Annotated in this window: 17 protein-coding genes; 1 reads left to right on the top strand and 16 read right to left on the bottom strand. The window is 45.6% G+C overall.

Annotation, left to right across the window (positions count from 1 at the left end):
- Window positions 1-7 precede the first annotated feature (7 nt).
- The 5 genes from AC58UW_RS06400 to AC58UW_RS06380 all read right to left on the bottom strand — a co-directional run bounded on the left by AC58UW_RS06400 (window position 8) and on the right by AC58UW_RS06380 (window position 11,168).
- Entirely contained in the window at window positions 8-940 is a 933-nt protein-coding gene (locus tag AC58UW_RS06400) for an ABC transporter permease (RefSeq protein ID WP_497420002.1), read from the bottom strand.
- A gap of 116 nt (window positions 941-1,056) precedes the next feature.
- Window positions 1,057-2,697, bottom strand: a complete 1,641-nt coding sequence (locus AC58UW_RS06395) for an extracellular solute-binding protein (protein WP_497419841.1) — start codon at window positions 2,695-2,697, stop codon at window positions 1,057-1,059.
- Between the two features lie 204 nt (window positions 2,698-2,901).
- The gene (locus AC58UW_RS06390) at window positions 2,902-5,226 is read right to left on the bottom strand and encodes a helix-turn-helix domain-containing protein (RefSeq protein ID WP_497419840.1); all 2,325 of its coding nucleotides are present in this window, start codon (window positions 5,224-5,226) and stop codon (window positions 2,902-2,904) included.
- A gap of 85 nt (window positions 5,227-5,311) precedes the next feature.
- The gene (locus tag AC58UW_RS06385; protein ID WP_497419839.1) at window positions 5,312-6,439 is read right to left on the bottom strand and encodes an alginate lyase family protein; all 1,128 of its coding nucleotides are present in this window, start codon (window positions 6,437-6,439) and stop codon (window positions 5,312-5,314) included.
- Between the two features lie 115 nt (window positions 6,440-6,554).
- Complete coding sequence (locus tag AC58UW_RS06380) at window positions 6,555-11,168, bottom strand: S-layer homology domain-containing protein (protein WP_497419838.1); 4,614 nt, start codon at window positions 11,166-11,168, stop codon at window positions 6,555-6,557.
- A 716-nt stretch (window positions 11,169-11,884) separates the two neighbouring features.
- Between AC58UW_RS06380 and AC58UW_RS06375 the strand changes: the two genes are divergently transcribed.
- A complete protein-coding gene (locus AC58UW_RS06375) occupies window positions 11,885-12,538 on the top strand; it encodes a FusB/FusC family EF-G-binding protein (RefSeq protein ID WP_497419837.1) in 654 nt (217 codons plus the stop codon).
- A gap of 50 nt (window positions 12,539-12,588) precedes the next feature.
- Here AC58UW_RS06375 and AC58UW_RS06370 read toward each other — a convergent pair whose 3' ends face one another.
- From AC58UW_RS06370 to AC58UW_RS06320, 11 genes are all read right to left on the bottom strand, one after another.
- Window positions 12,589-13,461, bottom strand: coding sequence for an NAD-dependent epimerase/dehydratase family protein (locus tag AC58UW_RS06370; RefSeq protein ID WP_497419836.1), 873 nt, complete (start codon window positions 13,459-13,461; stop codon window positions 12,589-12,591).
- A gap of 197 nt (window positions 13,462-13,658) precedes the next feature.
- Window positions 13,659-13,895: a tautomerase family protein gene (locus AC58UW_RS06365; protein ID WP_497419835.1), complete on the bottom strand. Its 237-nt coding sequence runs from the start codon at window positions 13,893-13,895 to the stop codon at window positions 13,659-13,661.
- A gap of 18 nt (window positions 13,896-13,913) precedes the next feature.
- Window positions 13,914-14,654 (bottom strand): SDR family NAD(P)-dependent oxidoreductase, encoded by a 741-nt coding sequence (locus AC58UW_RS06360; protein WP_497419834.1) that lies wholly within the window; start codon window positions 14,652-14,654, stop codon window positions 13,914-13,916.
- A gap of 47 nt (window positions 14,655-14,701) precedes the next feature.
- Entirely contained in the window at window positions 14,702-15,331 is a 630-nt protein-coding gene (locus AC58UW_RS06355) for a DsbA family oxidoreductase (RefSeq protein WP_497419833.1), read from the bottom strand.
- Window positions 15,328-15,873 carry an NAD(P)H-dependent oxidoreductase gene (locus AC58UW_RS06350; RefSeq protein WP_497419832.1) on the bottom strand — a complete coding sequence of 182 codons (546 nt, stop codon included), beginning with the start codon at window positions 15,871-15,873 and terminating at the stop codon, window positions 15,328-15,330. Before AC58UW_RS06350 ends, AC58UW_RS06355 begins: the two co-directional genes overlap by 4 nt.
- A gap of 29 nt (window positions 15,874-15,902) precedes the next feature.
- On the bottom strand, window positions 15,903-16,226 hold the full coding sequence (locus tag AC58UW_RS06345; protein ID WP_497419831.1) for an NIPSNAP family protein: 324 nt from the start codon (window positions 16,224-16,226) through the stop codon (window positions 15,903-15,905).
- Window positions 16,227-16,763: 537 nt separating this feature from the next.
- Window positions 16,764-17,615 (bottom strand): DUF6454 family protein, encoded by an 852-nt coding sequence (locus AC58UW_RS06340; RefSeq protein WP_497419830.1) that lies wholly within the window; start codon window positions 17,613-17,615, stop codon window positions 16,764-16,766.
- Window positions 17,616-17,618: 3 nt separating this feature from the next.
- The gene (locus tag AC58UW_RS06335) at window positions 17,619-18,374 is read right to left on the bottom strand and encodes a glycerophosphodiester phosphodiesterase (RefSeq protein ID WP_497419829.1); all 756 of its coding nucleotides are present in this window, start codon (window positions 18,372-18,374) and stop codon (window positions 17,619-17,621) included.
- 32 nt (window positions 18,375-18,406) lie between these two features.
- Complete coding sequence (locus AC58UW_RS06330) at window positions 18,407-19,252, bottom strand: ABC transporter permease (RefSeq protein ID WP_497419828.1); 846 nt, start codon at window positions 19,250-19,252, stop codon at window positions 18,407-18,409.
- Window positions 19,249-20,427, bottom strand: coding sequence for an extracellular solute-binding protein (locus AC58UW_RS06325; RefSeq protein WP_497419827.1), 1,179 nt, complete (start codon window positions 20,425-20,427; stop codon window positions 19,249-19,251). The genes AC58UW_RS06330 and AC58UW_RS06325 overlap by 4 nt, the downstream gene beginning before the upstream one ends.
- 23 nt (window positions 20,428-20,450) lie before the next feature.
- On the bottom strand, window positions 20,451-21,482 hold the full coding sequence (locus AC58UW_RS06320; RefSeq protein WP_497419826.1) for an ABC transporter ATP-binding protein: 1,032 nt from the start codon (window positions 21,480-21,482) through the stop codon (window positions 20,451-20,453).
- Between the last annotated feature and the right edge of the window lie 27 nt (window positions 21,483-21,509).

Below are 21,509 nucleotides of genomic sequence, written 5' to 3'. Positions count from 1 at the left end.
CTCCTTTTTACCACAAGCTCGTATCGTTAAATTTGCGGCTTAACCAGTTGGATGAAATGAGCAGGACAAAATTGATGACCGAGTTAAACAAGCCCACCGCTGAACTGAAACTGTAATTGAAATCTTGCAGACCAACGCGATAGACATAGGAGGAAATAACGTCAGCTGTTTCATAAGTACCCGGATTATACAGCAAAATGATTTTCTCAAACCCGACATTCATCATCCGGCCGATATCAAGAATAAGCAAAATAATAATGGTTGGCATAAGTCCAGGGAGTGTGACATGCGTCATTTGCTTCCATCGTCCTGCGCCGTCGATTTTGGCTGCTTCGTACTGCTCTTGGTCGATCCCGGTTAAAGCTGCCAAGAAAATGATTGTCCCCCAGCCGATATTTTGCCAGATGCCTGACGATACATACACGGTGCGGAACAAACTTGGCTCTAGCAAAAAGGTCAACCGTTCTCCGCCGAAGAAAGCGACAATATCGTTGATAACTCCTTCACTAGATGTGAAGTCTTTGAGAATCCCGCAAATGACAATCAATGAGATAAAGTGAGGCATATACGTAATCGTTTGTACGGTTCTTTTAAACAAAGCATGTTTCAATTCGTTCAGCAGAAGCGCTAAGACAATAGGCGCCGGAAATCCGAATAATAACTGATAGAAACTGATCAAAACCGTATTTTTGATGGTTCTCCAAAAGTAAGGACCCATAAAAAATTCGCGGAAATGCTCGAAACCGACCCAATCGCTCCCCCAAATGCCAAGTCTCGGGGAGAAATCCTTGAATGCGATGATGGCACCGTACATGGGCGCATAATGAAACACAACATAATAAAGCAGTACAGGAAGCAGCATGACATAGAGCAGTTTGTTTTTGCGAATATCCAGAAAAATTCCGAAGTTCAGTTTCCTTTTCTCTCCAAGGTTTGTCATCGGTTTGGTTTTGGAAATCATGGTGTTCATAGCATCCCCCTCTCCATCCATGGCGCTATTCTACGGAGGGGCGGAACGGAAACGTCCCTTCCTCCGCTAGAATCGCCGCAGACTAATTATCGCTTATTGTATCGATCTAGAGCGCCTTGATAGATTTGGGTTACCTTGTCGATTCCCATCTCTTTAATCCGTTTCACGTAGTCATCGAACTTGTCGATCGGCTCTTTGCCCATGACAAACTTAACGAACATCTCTTCTTTATAACTGGCAATAGCTGTATTTAATTTGGCCAGTTCTTTGCTTTCTTCGGCTGTTGGCGTCAAGAAAAGAGGCAGCACATGCTTGGCAGCGTCCGTTTGTTCCCAAATTTTGATCGCTTCATCCTGCTCTTTGAACGTATTGAAGCTTTTGCGGCTATCGCCTAGGAATGGACCGTTCGGTTTCGTGTATTGGGAAACCATTTGCTGTAGGTTATATTTAGGATCTTTCGTGATCTTTTCAGAAAATTTAGGTGCGCCGTTATCCATTGTGTAGCTTTCGCCTTCAATACCGAAGTTGAAAAGCATACTGCCTTTCGGGCTATACGCGTAATCCATCCATTTGACTGCTAGCTCCGCATGTTTGGAATCTCCTGAAACCGCCTTACTTGCTGCAGGGTTGTATTTGAAGTCACGTTGACCAATGAAAGCGCGTTCGCCTTTATTCAACGTAGGATAAGGAGCGGCAACTAGTTGGAATTTCGGATTTTTCTTCTTGCCGGTATCCATCCATCTGCCCATACCTCCGCTTAATAAGCCAACAGTTGCACCCGATGCGTCGCTCATTAATTTGGTATCGAGCGACTTGGAGTCCGTGTTAAGCGCGAAGTCTTTATCAAGCAAGCCTTCGGCATACCATTTGTGCAGTAAAGTCAGCGCATCCTTGAATTGAGGATCCGTAGGTCCGTATTTCACTTTGCCTTGATCGTCGATATAGAAGCGATTTGCTGTTTTGAAAGCGCCAATGAACGCATCTTGGATATTCAATTCATTGCTGTACTGCGCTGAGAATGGCGCAGTTGCCCCTTTTTTCTCCTTGAAAGCCTTGAGAACCGTATACCACTCGTCGATCGTCGTAGGCACTGGAAGGTTCAACTCATCCAACCAGTCTTTGCGGATCATCGGTCCCCTGAAGACCAATCCATTGTCTGGACGAATCATTGGAAATGCATAATAGGTGCCATTGTCTGTCTTAATCATTTTGTCCAGTTCTTTATCCTGCTGAAGCAGTTTCTTTAAATTTGGCGCATTTTTATCGATTAAATCGTTCAGAGGAAGAATGACCTTGTCTGTGATGGCTTTCTCAGGTCCGCCCGGATACGCTGCCGCTCCGCCGCCGCCCCAATTGTATTCAATGACATCCGGCAAATTGTTCGAGGCGATCAGCAGGTTGAATTGGTCCTTCGACTGGCCGTCTGCGGGGTGCGTGTACTTAACCTTAACACCTGTTTCGCTCTCTAACCGTTTACCGAATGGTGATTCAGCCAGGTTTGGGACAAATGACGTCAGATTCGTATCCATCTGTTCCCAAGAGGTTAACGTTTCTTGCGTACTAATCGGATATTGGCCTGCTGTGGCCGTCGGTGATGCTGTCGTTTTCGCAGTTCCCGTTTCACTTGGTGCCCCCGTATTAACTTTGGAACATGCGACGAACATGCTGGATGCTACTACAACGCTTAGCGCCAGGCTAATTGACTTTCTTTTGGAATGTTTCCTCATAGGTAATCCCCCTCGTATGATCTGGTGCAGATTCTCGTTTGCAGCACCATGGCTTTAGTATGGATGGTCGACCGCCCTCTTGAATATCGTCAAAACTGCAAATACCCCTTTAAAATCCGTAAAATACAATCATCAGAATCCAAAATAGCTATGCAAAAAATGAAAAGCCGCGCAAGCAAGCTTGTACGACTTTGACAAATCAGATCACAAAGGTTTCAGTTCTTTGTATTTACCTGGCGTGATGCCCTCGAATTTCTTAAACGTCCGGTTAAACGTATTGATATCGTTATATCCAACCTTCCGAGCAATCTCCATAATGGACAAAGGTTGTTCGGTTAGCAGCTTTTTGGCTTCCTCCAAACGTGTCCGGCTTATGAAATCAAGCAGTGCGTCACCGGTTTGGGCTTTAAATTGTTTGGATAAATAGGAAGGCGTGATGCCGAATTTCTCTCCAATCATCGAAATGTTCAAGTTCTCTTCGGCAAAGTTGGCCTTAACATAAGCACTAACAAGCTCGCCCAGTGGACTGTACTCCTGTTTCCGATCGGCTTGGATGGATTGACAGACCTGTTCGAGGATCGCGAGTATTTCCTTTTTCATTTCTCTGATCGTTTCGCATTCAGATAACCGTTCGACAGGATTAAATTGTTCCATGAAGGACTTTTTATTACCTTGAGAACCGATCTCATTCATTGTTTTCAGCATCGTGCTGGCAAGATCGAACATCAGACATTTGCCTAGTGGCACCGATAAAACCGAATTGGATACATTTGTTTCAATAATTTGATCAATGATCGAGCTCGATTTCTCATAATCGCCCGTCTTGACGAAATTAATCAATTGCTGCTCCACATGCAGCGGATAATAATAATTTCCAGCTTGCCGGACAGCCTCGGAACTCGGTAACTCATCGTAACGAATAATTGCTCCGCTCCCTTTGACAAGTCGATAAGCCATCGCCGACAGCGCTTCTTGATACGCCTCGGCAATACCAAACAATTCTTCATGGATAGAGCTAATCGACACCGTCAAATGCACATGAAAATGATCAAGTAAGAATAATTTCACCGACTCGGCAACTCGCCGCAGCTCATCCGAATCCGGCTCATCAGAGCCAAAATTAAAAATACAAGCCTGCATATCGTCAATTTCCGTCGTGAAGCCCCGGTTCTGTAGGCCGATTACTTCTTCCACCACATTCATAAGAATGAACTGCATCAATTTCACTTTCTGCGAATCTATCACGACATCTTCCTGAAATTTGCCGAAGTGATCGATATGAAACAACAGCACGGCAAAATGCGGGGAATCCAGCCGTATATCATGAGCGGAAAGCGATTCATGCACGGGGATGTCCTGCTCCAGGTTCCCCTTCAGCAGCCCTTGCAAGAAATGGGAGCGAATCGCGTCCCGGTGCTGATGCAGCCGGCGGTCTACTTGCTCTTTCTCCGCAAATGTATTGTTGAGCGCATCTTGCAGAAAGCCGTACTCGTTCGTCCCCTCAGCAAACGAAATCCCTGCTTTCATCGAAAAACTTCGAATGAGCAGATGAATCGGATTGTAATTTTTGCGCAGGAACAAGAACGTGACCAGCCCTCCCAGAAGAAGGCTTAGAATAATGCTTGCATATACCAAGCTTTTCATATACTTCATCTTATCGTCAAAGCGCTCGGCGGGAATCATCGACATGTATTTCCAGCCTGTCCTTGCCGAGGTCGTATAAGATACAGCGACTTGTTTGTCAGCCACAACCCCATAAAAGAGTCCGTTTTCACCCGAGAATCTGTCATAGGTGAGAAAGTCAGGACTTTGCTCAAGACCGCTGGAAGCCACTAACCGATTCTCTTTATCGAGCACCGCTACGGATGTCGCTTCGGATGGCGGAAGATTGGCGAGCAGCTTGGAGTCCTTCATGACAAACAGGAGCACTGCGCCCGGCTGATCCCGATTCGCCAACGTAACGGATTTGGCAAACAGGACGGCCTTATACGCATTATCATCTTCCGTTATCGTAACTGGCATATATTCCTGGATGTAGCGTTTGTCCAAATACGTCTTCCATGCTTCATTACCTTTAAGGGTCTGTCCGTCCAACATTTGAAACAATTGGCGGCTATCTGTCCGATTGCGCGTGGATATCACAGTATCGCTATTTTTGTAATACAAATATATTTGTTCAATGAACTCGTTGGCTGTCTGGTAGACCCGCAAATCATTGGAGATCGTGACTAAATCGTAGTAATCGTTATCCGTAAGCGGCTGAGACGTATTGATAAAAGCGTTCACCTGTTTATTGAGCGAAATTTCCAAACTCAATCGCTCAATACCGCCTAGGCTGTTGTCGATTGCCAATTCCATCTGCTTCAGTGCGTTCGTGTTGGCACGATTCACCTCCGATTCGACCACATGCCAGGAAGCTGCATATAAAATTCCGCTAATGATTATCGGAACGAGAAGAACCGAAATATAGGAAGTAAGCCAAGTAACGATGACACTGCGTTTGTTGAACCGGATCCGATTAAACTTCATTAGCACTAACCCCTTATCGCCATGATGTAACTGCTTTCATTTATTATATCGGAAATAGGTGGAACCGTCTTGTCGTTATGACAACTCATAGCCAAAGCAGCGGCTGCCGAATCGCCATATTTCGTCTGATTTCTGCCTGACGGGGGTTTGGATCGAGTGTTCGCCATAAGGCAAGCAGTCTTTCGGAACCATAAGCAAGCCCAGCAAGCAATAAGAACGACATCGCGACCGGCCAATCGTTATCATATTCTACATCAGCCCTATAAGGCCACAATTGTTTATTTTCCAAATACGGCAAGAGAAACATGATGCCTTTCTGAACGCCTCGCCCATCTGAAAGCTGAAACTCCCAAAGATTATCTTCCGGTGTGGAAAGGATATGCGTAAGTGTTACAAAATTATCCAATGTGAACAAGGAATAAGCATACGGCTTGGTTCGGGCCAGTTCCCTTGGAAAACTGCCATCCGCATCCATTTGTTCCACGAGCAATCGGCTCTTGTATTCTTCTCTGCACCAATCGAGCATAGCATGATTATCGGTCAACTTCGCGAAGGCAGCAGCCTGTACGAACCAGCAGATTCCGTGGTTGTTGGGTTCGTTTCTTTCTTCCACCCCTTGCGGATGCTCGTTCATCCATTGCAGATAGTCCGCGAACCATAAGGTAACCTCTTGCAGAACCTGATTATCCAGCAAGGAGGTTTCTTCACTTTTCAGCACATGAACAGCGGCTGCCACATCAATCAGATGCAAAGTATCAATCACGCCGATCCCTCGTCCGTCACATACACCAGGTATCGCCTGTGCATAAACCAGGTGCGGATTCATTCGCGTGTTCTCGTCAAGAAAAAATGCGTCTAAAAGCTGCACGGCTTTCGATGCGTACTTCTGCTCTCCCGTAATGCGGTGAGCGGAAGTCAATAAGGCGACCAAAGTCCGCATCCGTCTAAGCAGGTTCCGATGTTCATGGAAATTATCCGGATTGCTTTCGCCATCACGGCGAACATAAGGCAGCCCATCCGGCGTGTTTGGATTTGGCCACCAATAATCTCCGTTTGAATAATAATCGTGCGCACTCCCAGGACTTTGCAGTGCTCTCGCTTCTGTGATATGTACACTCGGAGAAGTCAGTGCAGCTTCAGCCTCCTCGACAATTGCCTTCAAGTCCAAATAATGACCCCAGTTCTCTTTGCTTACTTGGCAAATACCCTTCATATCCCAAACTCCTTCTCATTCAAATGTATAAAGCACTAAATGCAGCAGATCAGCCCCGAAATTGCTCGAGGCCAACTCTGCTGCATACCATGTGCCGTTTTATAAGCAGAAACGACTACCGATCCAACATACGCATGACAACTGTTACGGCTTCCGCTCTTGTGGCTGTACCAAACGGCTCGAAGGTTTGATTCTCACGACCGTTTATTAGCCCTAAGGAAACGGCTTGCGAAACCGCTGGTAATGCCCAAGTTGGAATCTGAGAACCGTCACTAAACACAGTTGGAAGTGACACGTCCCCTTTTGGTGAATAGGCCCTTACTAGCATAACAACCATTTCTGTCCGGTTAATGTATGCATTGGGCCGTAATGACTGGTCTTCATACCCCTGGAGAATTCCAGCTTCCAGCGCTGCGCCTAGTTCTCCCTCTGCCCATGCGGGAATATCCGTCTGATCGGTGAATGTCCATTTCGATGGTTCAGCTTTCAAGCCTAAAGCACGAACCAGCAAAGCAGCAAATTGCAATCTTGTCATTGGTTCGTCTGGCTTGAAGCTCCCATCCGAGTAGCCGTTCACGATGCCCTTGGCAGCAGCGCGAGAGATTGCTTCCGATGCCCAATGTTTCGACACATCCGCAAAAGATTCCTGTTGCGGTGATGTTGTTGATGGATTCGAGGGCAGCGGCTTGCTCGGTTCAGGTACCGGTTTCGGCAAAGGCGCAGGCGTTGGCGCAGGTGCCGAACCATTATCAGGGCTGCTGGAGTCCGGCGTCCCTTCTTCTGTTGGCAGGTTCCGTCCTGCCGCAGGCCCGACGTCAGCAGCAGTAAGCGGCCGAAGTGACAATACACTAGCCGGTTCGTACTCATCGCTACCAACGTCAGCGGTATGTATCCGCCTTTGACCATCCATATCGTCTGTAGGAATGTACGGACCTTTAGCCGCATCAACTGCAGGACTTAGCGGCGATAAACGGATTAATCCGTCTCTGCTGCGAACTAGCTTCAGATCTCCTTTGTACGTGGCACTTACAACCGTAGCATTTGCTGACACCGCAGCGAGACCATCGGTCATATTACCGACATACGTTGGTCGGCCTGCGTCTGTAATATCTTTCGACTCATTGAAAACAGTCCCTGCATTGCTGAAAATAAGATTGTTATAAATCTGTGTTCCTGATGGCTGGAACGTCCGTTGCGCAATTTTTACAGCGGTTGCTTTATTACTTAAATTTACGAGTGTATTATTATAGATCTGAACATTATATTGTCTCCAGTGCCCGCGTAACAGTTCCTGCTGCCTCTCTGGCGAAAGGCTCCTCAGCTCTGCAAAATCGTTCGCTCCGGTGCCCCAGCGAATCATCGGATTCGTGCCACCATCCGGCCCGGCGTCTTCCGTTCCGCCATCCAACTGAATCGCATCATCGGTAAGCCCTTCCATGTAATTATTATAGATCTTGTGATCATTGCCATAAATGCGGAAGCCGCTTGTACCCGGCTTCTTGCCATCCGCGATGATGAAATTGCCGTAAAAGCTGTTACGGTGGCCATGCCGGGCAACCATTCCTCCGTAAGAATTGAGGACAGTGTTATAACGAATTGTATTGTCACTGCTTTTCACGGATACGATTTCATCCTCACCGTTTAATCCGTCGAACAAATTGTATTGAACCGTGACATGTCCGGGGGCCAAAGATAAGCCGGATAGCCCGAGACGGATCGCTTCCAATCCATTGCTCACTCGCGGACCAATATCATGAAAGCGATTGTATTCAATCACATCATATTGCGAAACCGCTTCTTTGCCGTCATACGTGATCACAGCACCAAAGCCGGTTTTCGGCCCAATATCGTTATAAGCGATACGGTTGTGGCTGCTCGTCCCTTCAACTCGAATATAATGCCTGTCAGTCCCGCTGTCTGTGAGCAGCGTAGAGTTCGGCGTATGCGGTGTTTCTCCCGTGTAGACGGTTCCATCGGGCTCATAATTGGCGCCATAACGGCAGCTATTCTCCACGCCGATGACACACCAGATTTGCTTACTTACGCTGTTCTCAACCTTCGTAAAACGGTATTTCTGACCTGTTTCATCCAAAGCAAATGTATTTCGCAAAATAGAAATATTACTGGAATCATACAGGTGCACACCCGGATGCACGCCACTCAAACCGGCGATTCTGTCTTCCGGCACTGCTCGGCTCCGCAGTGTATCCTCACCATTCTCTGATCCGCCGCCTGAGTGGAACGTTAGCCCCTCAACCTCGATGTATTCGGAGTTTTCGATATGCATGTAGCTGTCGCCGGCAATAACTACCTTGCCTTGCTCCGCAGCAACAATCCGTATCGGAAGCGCAGCTGTCCCTTTTTTATCTTTCATCACGAACGGACCCTTTTGTTGATAGGTACCATTAAGCAATTCGATCGTCATGCCTTTAGTGGCTTGATCCAGTGCAGCCTGCAAGGCTTCCGAGGAATTGACTTTTATCACCTGAATTGGAGGAAGCGGATCCACCGGCTTATCGCCTGCTTGCGGCGGCCCGCTAGGCACAGTGGGCTCCTCTACTTCAGGCGCTGTGCCTGTGTAAAGTTCAACTTCCGTAATACTATTCCAACTGCCCGAGCTGCCCGAAGCTGTATTGCCATATCCGACCAGCCTCAAATACCGTACTGATGCCGGATTACTTAGCACATAAGGCTGAATAGTGTCATCGCTGGCTTTAAGAACACGACTTGCCCGCTTGGGAAGCAGCACGGTCGGATTCTGGAAATCCGCTTGATTCGAACCTATGATCTCAAAATGACTCTGACGGTCGAGCGCATTCAAGAAAGCAATATTCAAATAGGTGACCTTCTCGGGTTGCCCCAAATCGAACTGCAGCCACTCGCCTTGTCCCGAAGCCGACCAACGGACATCATTATTCCAGCTACCGTCCACCACATTGGCGGGAATATTCGTTGTGTTCGGCTGATAGGAACTGGCTGTCACCGTGCTTGCGTTCATCGGAATTTGACCGTTCGTTCCTTTGGCCGAAAGCTTATAGGCTTGAAGCGTATACGTGTTCGTTGCATCGCCATTTGATAAACGAATATTGATCTTATTCAGTCCAGGTGCTAGAGGCACATTTGCAAAATCACTAACAGGTTGATTCATTCCATCGTTATTCGTCAGCGCCACTGTTGCCGAAATGCCAACGCCAGCTTGCATTTCTAATCGGACAGGATTGGCATCCAGTGGGACAATAACCTCATACCCGCCCATCTTGGAAGGTGAAAAGGGTATATTCATCCCTAGCTTCTGGCTACCCGCCCAAACATCAAGGCTAGCTAACTGGATTTCCGGCATTTTCTCTGCAAAGGTGAAAAAAGATCCGTCTGCCAGCTGTGCATCCGCTGCATAGTAGATTCCTCCGTGCAGTTCCACCGGAGTCAAAGGATGCGAAACCGCATCGCGGAAATCACCACTCGCACTCGTTAACAGCAATCCTCCTAATGGGAGCATTCCTTCCGGGAAAGCGACTTGCACAGTCCCGACATTGCCAGTATTCATGACCTTCCACGTCCGCGCCGACTGCTTGAAGCCTGTCCCATAAGGCACTGATGGCGCGGTACTTCCGTTATCTCCCCAGAGAAGATACTGCTTATCCGCTAAAGCTCCTTTAGCGCTGATAACGACCTGAGAAGCTGCCTTGCCTTCACTGCTTCGGCTTGTCTCTTGAGCCAACGCACCTTGCTGGTCGCGAGCGATCCCTGCTACGTTATTGCCATATGCCGAATTCGCTGCTGCAGGCCATACAACTTGAGGCGACGAGCCGGCCGATACATAATCCTGCCCTTTCAACGGCGTTCCAAACTTGAGAGCTATGTACGTTTGCACTTGATCTTGCTGGATGTCACTTAGCGTCTCGCCAAAAACGATCATCTCACCGATTTGTCCATCATACCCGGATCCCCCGGTGACAGCCGAACCGAGGGACATCGGGTTGCTCCCGTTGCCGACCATTGCGAGGCGTGGTTGGGATGACTTAGCAATCGTTTGTCCATCTAACGTAATGGCTTGATAGACGGTATTAGTGACTGATGGACGCGATTCAAACTGAAAGCCCCAGCTGTTGTAGGAAAGCGGCGGAACCTGATAGCCCGTCGTGAGTCGTGGATTACCCGATGTAACAGAACCCGAATCCCACAGGATTTGTGAAGTGCTCGAAAAGAAAGGGATATAAGCCCCGAACTTTCCGGTTCCTTGTAAATTTTCATAGAAAATTTGTGATGTTTGATTGGATAACGTAATCCCGCCAGTTACCACATAAGCACTCGCCTGTGTAACCTGCTCATTCTGAGCAAACAAACCATCTCTATCCAATAAGAGACTTCCGTTGCCTGATCGGATGAATTGTACCGATGGCTGGAAATTAAGTAGCGGATTAGATGCCACATACTTCGGCTTCGTCCGCGGACTCTTGTCTCCGACCGTCCCATCATTGATGAAATCATTGCCTTGCGGACTGCTGTCCTTCCATTTCGTTACCTCACCATTCCCGGTGAGAGTCATACTCGATGAATCTGCTTTCATCCACAGCTTCAGCAAGCTGGCATCCACACCACCGGGTGTTCCTGCCCCCTCACCCATCGCATCAGCTTGGGAGAAGCCTGCGGGCAGACCTGTGAAAATTAAAGCTGCTGCGAGCATCAAGCTGATCTTCCGCTGCAAAGATACTTTGAATATTTTATTCAAACTTACATCACCCCTTCTTAATCATGGCACTCATGAAGCCCATGAAACTCACGGACTCTTAGGCATCAATTAACTAACGTGAAAGCCAATACACCCATCATATGTAAACCCTTACAAACAATAAATCATCAAAACCCAAACTCATCATCAAAATCTCGAATTCCACTGATCAATATAGGGAGTGAACCATTAATTTTAGCTTTACTCATGGGAACTGGAGTCCTCTATTTGAAGTAAAATGAGCGATTTCCATTCTGAGCGGAACTACAGGGTGCTATTCGGCATCCATGTCGTATTTATCAGGTGATTTTGGCAAAATAGCAGATCTTAGTTCCCCCTGCACATGAAAATTATGCCATTTCAGAGAAATAGCAGACTATAGTTCCCTCCCCAACAAGGGCAACCCAAAAAGGAGCTGCTCGGCTGCAGCTCCTTCTTCGCTTATCAGGTAATTTTTGATTATACTAGACTTTCCTTTGTAATAGCGTGCTGTTTTTCTTATAATAAACATTATCGCAGGTATAGAGGAGTTGGTATCGATGGCAATAAACGATTGCCAGATTGGCATAGTCTCATGCAAAGCCTGTTTCGGAGGCGATACTTTGCATGGGCGAGAAATGAGCAGTAAGAATATCGCCTATTGAGCATCTATCGGTTCCACGATTTGGCTTTGCACCTTATTGGTTTTCCTATTAAATAATAAGGGGCTGTTCCTCATGTGTGAACCATTTATAACAAACCATCAATTCAATTTTATTAAGAAACAAGCTGGGATTCTGGAGCATGCGCTTCGAACGAACGCAGATCCGAAAGTATTGGAATCCGTTCGATATAGCTCAGAAACGAAAATTTCTGAACGATTTCCAGACGTTACGGACACCCAGAAACAACTGCTAGGAACTATTTTCAAGCTGCGAACAGCAGACGATTTTCAAAAGCATCTGAAGGCGTTAGAGCCTCATTTGGTGGAATTTCCGCAAATTAGCGCCAAGCAGATTCTGAAGCTATTCCCCAAGAATAAAAAACTTAAGCTGCCTGATTTATCCGCGATAGACTATCGGTATGTCACCTATCTTAGTTGGATTGACATATCCACAAATAAATTGTTCATTGTCTATCATCTAAACGGGCAATTCATTGGAGTAGAGGGCAAATATACCCCGACTAACAAGAAAAGCTTTTGTTTTTTATGCAATAGATATGAAGAACTGGCTCTATTCACGGCTATCTCCAAAAAAAGGCCGGCTCACACTACGCCTGATTATTATAAGGCGGTCGGCAACTATTTATGTATGAATGGACATGAATGTAATAAGAACTTGACGGATGTTTCTCCGTTAGAAAAGTTTATTGACACTGTTATTGGTTAAATAAAAGACCGGGACCTCTTTCACCGGTCTCTTTATTTCTTCTGGCAGTATCACATGGTTGGAATTTCAGATGGCACCTTCAAGTTGGTTACATCGATACCTTTTTCATCGCGTGCTTTCAAGTCTTTTAAAAACGCAAGGAAATGATAACGAGGTTTCCAACCCAATATTTCTTCAGCCTCAGAAAGGTCATGTTGTTCCACTTGCTCGGGTAATTCGATCTCGTATTTGTACAGCAATTGAATGGCACCTGGAACTTGTGACTCACACCACGTTGGACCCTTTTCCTTAAAGTTCTGTATTACCTCCGTAGGCATACCGTGATTCGTATGTACAATTGTGCGGAAAAGCCCTACTCTCTTCTCCAAAACAGCCTGAACAGCAGCAACTGTAGCTTCCGCTACATCCCTTCTATCCACACCATTGCGAAGCAAACGAGCGCCGAATTCTAAGTAGGGGCGCGGAATGAACTCGTGGTAACGAAGCATCGCTATCGAGGCACCCGTCATTTCATGATAAGATTTGCACAAGTCTTCGCCAATAACCTTACTAACCCCGTAAACCGATCCCCACCCATATGCCATTGAAGAAGCATAGACAATAGATTGAATCCCCGCTTGCTTGCAGGCTTCCATCACATGAAATGTGCCATCCACATTGACAGCAAAAATAGTTTCATCACTTACAGGCGGATTATGTGCGCAATGCCATGCCGCTAGATGAACGACTGCATCCATGCCATTTACCGCAATCCGTACATCACCAGGGGTTCTCGTGTCGCATCTAACGAATTCTAGTTCTCTCAAATCGTCTGCATGGGGAGGCATAATGTCTGCCATCCTAACCGAATAACCTGCAAGTACTAAGGCTCTGCATACAGCTTGACCCCCATTGCCCGCGGCACCGGTAACAAGGACTTTCATAATCGCACACCACCTAACTATGTATTTGGGTTATCTATTCGTCATCCTCTATGCTACACCTGCCATTGGGGTAAAATAAGGCAAAAAATCCCCAAAGTAGTCTAAGGGGATTATGTATGCGACAAAGGTAGTAACAAAAAACACCGCCAGTTTCGTTGGCGATGTTTTAAATAGTTTTATATAGTAAACGGTAGTTATTACTTCGTCTTCTCAGCAAGTTTCTTGCGGTATTCCAAGGCAGGTAGTCCACCCCAACCCCAATTATCGGTGTCAACTTCTTCAATAACAACGAAAGTAGATTCTAACGGTTTGTTCAACACATTGAGCAAGACCTCGCTAACCCCTTTAATAAGCGCAGCTTTCTCCTCAGCTGTGACGGACTGACGATCCGGTGTGGTGCCCTCACGAGTCACTTGGATATTTACGATCGGCATAGATATTCCCCCTTCCTATCACTTAGTACCCGCGTTTTGTCCACCATCCACATAAAGGATTTCACCTGTAACAAAGTTGGCCGAGTCCAGGTATATGACGGCATCCACGATGTCTTGAGACTCACCCATGCGACCCATAGGATGTAGACTAGCTAGCGCCTCATGTGTTTCAACAGCGTGCATAGGTGTTTTGATTACCCCCGGCGAAACGGCATTCACGCGTATACCACTTGCCGCATACTCGATTGCCAATGATTTTGTAGCCGACTTCAGACCGCCCTTCGTCAATGAAGCTAGTACGGAAGGAACATTCACAGACGGTTGATCAACCAGACTTGTCGTAATATTTACGATGTGACCTGAACCGTGTTTCAGCATCTCCGTCACCGCACGTTGCGTAACGTGGAAGAAACCAACGACATTCGTCGATAAATACGTTGCAAATTCCTCTTCGGTATACTCCGTAAATGGTTTAGACATGAAGATACCCGCATTATTAACCAGCGTATCAATGCGTCCGAAGCAAGCCAACCCTTCTTCGATCAAGCGCTGCGCGACCTTCGGATCAGCGATATCACCAGCTACGAACCGCACGCTTTTTCCTGTGGGATCGATTTCTTTCGCAACCTCTGCCAATGCCTCTTCGCGGCGTCCATTGATGACGACTTTCGCACCGCGGTTCACCATCTCAGTGGCCATCGCTTTCCCGAGACCGCTGCTTGCCCCAGTAATCACTACTACTTTTCCTTGTATCGTCATTGGTTATTCTCCTTTATGATTTCTGGATGTTGATCGTTCATGTGGACTTACATTTGTTCAAACAATTTCACAAAGTCAGCAGGTGATTGCAGCCCAGATAAGGTGATTTCATCATTAATAACAAAGAATGGGACCCCTCTTACACCAAGCTTTTGCGCGCTCTCTTGCCCTTGTTCTACGATTTCTAGACCTTCCCCTTGCGTAAGCCGCTCCTTCAGATCCGCGGCATCTCCAACTCCGATGGATGCTCCTATTTTCACAAGTTCATCCACATCGCCGATATTTACGCCTTCTTCAAAATATGCCGTGTATACTTTCTCTATTAATTGCACTTTTAAGTGCTCAGGCGTCATCGAAATTAACTGATGTGATAACGTTGTATTCGGCGTATATTTAACGATATCCATATTATATTTAAGACCAAAAAGATTCCCATTTTCGTTATATTGCTTCTTTCTTGCTTCGAATTGAGGAACTCCGCCCAAGCGGCCAATCATCACCTGACGATAATCTTCACCCTCAGATCGAATACCAGGGTTAATCTGAAAAGCATTCCAACGGACGGCTGCCTTTTGACCTTCTGGCAATTGCTTCAGAGCGGTTAACAGACTAGTCGTTCCCATACGGCACCAAGGACAACTAGTATCCATATAAACGTCAATCAGCAATTCATTCATTTCGTCAACACCTCAGCTGGTTTCACAGTTTTAATATGATTTACGTAGTCGATACTGCTCTGTCTTAATCTTTCTTCCGTAACATCAGAAGTATCATTTAGGGCAAAGTGAGGCAGATACGTTCCACTAATAAAGCGTGTGAGAGCCTCAACCGGACGCAATATTTCTTCCAAAGTAAAGCGGTTGAACCCGTTAGCTTGATACGATTCTTCCGTACCATAAGTCGAGATGGCCACACCAACTTCTTTGCCAACTGTTTTCGTCGCTTCAGGTCCATAAGCCCAGTTGTATAGCAAGACAGTGTCAAACCATTTTTTCAGTAATGGCGGTGTGCTGTACCAATATAGCGGATATTGAAAAATAATCCGATCGTGCGCCTCTACCAGCTGCTGCTCTCTAGCCACATCGATATTTTCATCCGGGTACTCTTTGTGTAATTCATGGATCGTGATATCGTCATGCTTTTGCAATTCCTTTACCCATGATTTGTTCCAATTGGATCCTTCAATGTTCGGGTGAGTTACGATAACTAAAATTTTCATTTTTATTTGCTCCTATTCAATAGTGGATTTTATTTGTTTTCGAAAAAAGGTACATCTTTCATAAAGATACTTTCTTGTTTCTTAACTAGCGGTCCATCAAGTTCTGATAGTCTTCTTACCTCAAGCCATTCGGGGTCGTTGCGGAATCTATCATAGTTCAGGTTACGTTCTTTCATGGAGGCATGTTCAACAAGATAATAGAGTCGATTACTGGATTCATCTAAATCTTCCCAAAAAAGCGTTATTTTCATTTCATGTTTACTAAATAATTCAATGACATGATCCCTGAATCTATCAAGGATAACCTTCACCTTACCTGGATGAATATCATAGATCCGCAGCTCATAAATCATCCTTAACGCCTCCTTGTAAAAAGTGTTCGTACACACTTGTCATATACCTATTAAAAGGTAGGTATTCATTAAAAAAATCCGCTTTTCTTTTATCTTAGGCCGGCAATTAAACTTTCGGCAATCACTTCGAACCTATTTTTATCTCGAAAACTTCTTGCAGGCACTTGAGCCCCTTGAAGTGAAGACATAAATTTATGTGGCTTGTACATCCGCGGAACCTTCGAAGTTCATTTGCCCTTCATGGCGCCCCTGATCCAGACTTCTTGCACAATGAGTTGGGCTGTGTCCAAAATAATCTCTGCGGTACTCTTAGGATTGATCATCGTTTTCTACTTTTTAGTAGATAGTTGTTGTCAACTCCTCTCTCTCTGATATTCAACCGCCCACTCATCATACTATGATTGATGCCATCATGCATAATATAGAATCGTGATACTGAATATCTTAATATCAGATACCTAAGTGTTCAGCGCATAAGCGAAATCCACAAAGCGAATCCTACTGATAAATGAAAAAAGCACCCTGATGAGTGCTTCTTCATATAGATTGTGTTTCATATATCAGTAAGGATCCACTATTATCATCAGGAACAGCATACAGTCTTATCCCTTGACCAGCATTCTCTAAGAACACCGGATTTCGGGTAATCACATGACCTTGCGGAGATAATTCAGTGATAGGTATTTCGTGAATCGCATCTAACGTTCTCAGGTCTATCAGCGCTAATCCACCCAACTCGTACGGTTTGGATTGGCTTGCAGGATTGGCTACCTCCGAGATACCGCTCACAATCATTTTTCCTTCGCCTGCATAATGCCCGTCTTGATAGTCGATAAAATGACTCGTATTTTCTTTCTCGAGCAGCTGCTGTCCATCCATGTTCCATACATAGAATTTACGCGAACCCCAGCTGTTGCCGATTAGCTTTCCATGCTGTCCCTCACGCAATAAGCCTCCGATATGATCCTGAACTCGGAACGATTCTTCAGCTTTCAAAGTGAGAGGATCTATTTTGTAAATGATAGATTGGCTGTGAGGCCGGTATTCTGCGACAGGTACCCAAATATGTGTACCATCAAAATCAATACCGCCCGGATGATAGATGTCCTCTTCACCCAATGAGATCTCATTCACAAGCTTCCCTTGCTGATCAAAGACAAACAAGTGGCCAATTCCCTTGCCAGGTGTGCGATCATAACCATGTTTGGGCTGATCCAATCTACTTGGCGATTCGATAAGTTCAACGGAGGACATATAGAAGAGGTCGCCGATTCGAACCATCCCTTGGGAGTGGTAATTGTTGAATTGCAGCTCAATTTGCTCTTTTTGCTCCCATTTCGTGAAGCGTGTAAGATTTCGGAACTGAGCAATGAGTTTCGGATCATCCATGTGCTAGGATCTCCAGTTTTGCTTCAATTGCACCAAAGCGGTAAGATTTCGCGTCGTGATCGATGCAACGCCTAAATTGGCATACTTGCGCATCAACTCTTCTTCGTTCACTGTCCAAATATAAACAGGTAGATCTAAGGAAGCTGTATAATCCATTAGCTCCTGACTAACGATACTATAGTGGAAATTGATACCGAAACATGAGGCTGCAAGAGCTTCTTCACACGTTTGTACCATAGCCTCTCTATAGGACAGTGTCCGGAACAGATTATGGTTGGTATTCAGCAGTCTACGCATTTCCGGGCTCAATTGCTGAGCCATCAGCGCGCGGTCTGCCTCGCATCCAGATAGATAAGCTTGGTCCAACATCCCGTATTTTTTCACCAAAGCAGTTGTCGGTTCAATACTTTCATCTACCTTCAAGTCCAAGTTCACCCTTTTGCCCGAAGCTTGGATAAGCGGCAGCATGTCTTCCAGCTTGCAGATTTGAATCGACTCGCGTTGCTCGCCTTGAATGACCTCAAACCTTAGTTCTTGTAATTGTTCAAAAGTCATTTGGGAGAGGGAAATTTTCGTCCCTTCCACCGTTATCCATTCATCATCATGTGCCAAAACGGGTATGCCGTCTTTGGTCACTCTTATGTCTTCCTCTACCACGTCTGCTCCATTCTGAAGTGCCATTTGCACGGAATGCAGGGTATGATCGAGCGTATTCATACTGCCGCTGTGAGCAGTAATGATTGGAAATCCGTAACTCATGCTGCGTACCTCTCCTTCTGCCTCTTGTTGATTTATCTTGCCCTAGCACTCTCTTCCGTGATCATACTGCGAATATAGAAGTACCCCATTACTGAACAAAGCAGGAACGTAAAGAAAGCAATCGCCGCAGCTAATTGTTTCTCTTGGAACACACCGAAAACTTGTTCCATCGATACACCTAGCATTTGTGGAGCGTTGGGTCCAATTAGAAATGGAGCCGTAAACGAACCGATCACGCCCATGAATACAAAAGTTACGGCAACGAGCAAAGTTTTATACGTAAGCGGCAAAATGAAACGTACAAAGATTTGCAATTTACGTGCTCCTACGTCCTTCGCGCTTTCAATAATAGAATTAGGAACCGCAGATAAGGCAGACCCTAGCAGCATCGTCGTAAAAGGAATGTTAAACCACAAATTCGCGATAATAATCCCCTTCATGTCGAAAATAATACGCGGCATCTCCCCGCCGTTAACTAGAAGCAGCATCCGGGAAACCCAACCATGATTGCCAAGCAATTGAATTAAACCATAGGTAGCGATAACAGATGGGATAAAGATTGGAATCATATACAATTTACGTATCCATTGTACCATCGTACCTGTGTTGAATCTCATATAAGCAGCCAAAGCGTAGCTGACTATCAGCACGAGAACAACAGAAATAACCGTCACTTCTAGGGTGAAAATAATGTTCGAGCGCATCAGCTTATCTGTGAATAAATACGTATAATTGGACAAATCATAACCGCCGGATTTATTGGTCAAGCTCTCTTTAAAGGAAATGATGATCGGTATAACGACAGTGACGAACAGTAATAAAAAAGAGGGGATAACCAGAAGTAATCCGAATATCCCCATTTTCATTTGTTTACTCATTGTGCAGCAACATCACTTTGCCAACGCTTCGTCATATCTTTATCTAGTTCACCGATATTGAACGAGCGGAATCCTTCGGATGCACCTTTGAATGAATCTTGCACTTCTTTGGACATGTTAGTAAGCTTAATGCCTGGGAAGCCATGCATTTTGTCTACAACCACGCCTTGTGCCTCAGGTGAAAGAACGAAATCCAAGAACTTATAAACAGCGTCTTTCTTCTCAGACAGCTTAGGTACCATTAAGTAGGTTGGTCCGCCATTAAATCCAGGCGTAAGTTGAGTCATTTTTGTTGATTTCGGAAGTTGTCCTTTCGCGACTTGCTCAAGCACCATATCTGACCAAGCTGGAATCATATCGACTTCGCCGCTCGTTAACAAATCTAAAGTTCCTTGGTTTTTCTTCGGATAAATGCCTTTACCATACACGGATTTCCCAAGCTCCTTAAGCAAAGCAAACCCTTGATCCCAACCTTTTTCAACGCTTGGATCGGAATTATGAATCGCTTCTTCTGGCAAGAATTTGTACAGAGCAGTTGCTACAAAAGAGTTGCCAGCGCCACCAGTAGATGGATCGTTATAAGCGAATTTGGACGGGTTTTTCTTGATCCAATCGTACAGTTCATCCAACGTTTTGGGAGGAGCACTTACTTTGTCGCTGTTGTAAGCCAATACAACGGCAGATGAGCGGTAAGGAATAGCGAGATTAGAGATATCTTTTAACGTTTTCTCATCGACACTAGCTAGATTTTTAATTTTGGTAGCAGCTAGCGTATCCCACAGATCATCTTTTTGTCCCCGTGTAACATTAGACAAGCCATCCTCATACAAATCGATATCGCCAGAACCTTTATTTGCTTGTTTGGCAGCCATGATACGGTCATAAGTTGGTTGTGCGCCTGTTCCGGAAGGAATATAAACCGGTTTTACTTTCACACCTGTATTTTGCTTCTCAAACATAGGAATCAACGTATCCCATAAATCTTTCACATTTTGCGAGCCGGTAAAATAGAAGTTAAATTCAACAGGTTGTTTACTATCGGCAGTTGCTTTAACCGGAGCATTGCTTGGAGCAGCTGAACCTGCATTTGTCGCCGAATTACCACACCCGGAGATGAAAGCGGCCGTAGCGGTCATTAAAGTAACAAGTGTAATCGTGGATTTCTTGCGTAACATGGTGTTGCCTCCTTGGATTGGGTTTAATTTTCTGAAAATGCAATCACTTTTGCGAAATTTGCTTTAACCTGTTGCCCTGTATGGAGATCCTTGACAGAATCTCTTGGTTGAAACGCCCGGATTATTCCGTATTGAGGTAAATCAATGGATACTTCGGCATAATGACCAAGCACCATCACCTGTTTGATCACACCCGGAAGGCCTTGTCCTTGTTCCCCTTCAATGATCACATCTTCAGGTCGAACGGCAAGTTGTACATGCCCAGACAGATTTTTTGAATTTGGAAAGCTTAAATGCCCAACCGTAACGCGTTCGGAAGCAATCACCCCTTTCAAAAAGTTCATTTTGCCGATAAATTGAGAAACAAACAAACTGCTTGGTTCATCGTAGATTTCTTGCGGTGAAGCGATTTGCTCGATATTCCCTTGATTCATAACGACAATACGATCTGAGATCGATAAAGCTTCTTCCTGATCATGGGTGACAAACACCATCGTAAGGCCTGTTTTCGATTGAATTTCCCGAAGCTCTTCCCTCATCTCGTGACGAAGCTTAGCATCTAGTGCGGAAAAAGGCTCATCGAGTAAAAGAACAGCTGGCTTAAGTAACAGAGATCTTGCAACCGCTATCCGCTGCTGCTGACCGCCGGAGAGTTCACCAGGATATTTTTTCTCGGCTCCAGGCAAGCGAACCAGCTGCAGCACTTCGTTAACAGCCTTATCGATTTCTGCCTTCTTAATCTTGCGAATTTTAAGGCCGAATGCCAGGTTGTCATACACCGTCATATGCGGCCATAGATTGTAGCCTTGAAAAACCATCGATGTCGGCCGTTTCTCAGGAGGCGCTTGAAGCACGCTTTTCCCTTCAATGAGAATGTCGCCTGAATCTGGGTCTAAGAAGCCTCCGATGCTGCGAAGAACGGTTGTTTTACCACATCCTGAAGGGCCAAGCAATGTGATTAACTCACCTTTGCGAACATCAAGAGAAATTCCTGTTACGCCTTCCCCTGTTTTATAGCGTTTCGTCAATTGTTGAACTGAAAGCTGAATGTCCATGTGTGCCCCCTTCTATTTATGAATGGA

The organism is Paenibacillus sp. J22R160 (genome assembly GCF_059692135.1).
This window is presented reverse-complemented; position numbering and strand designations above follow the sequence as displayed.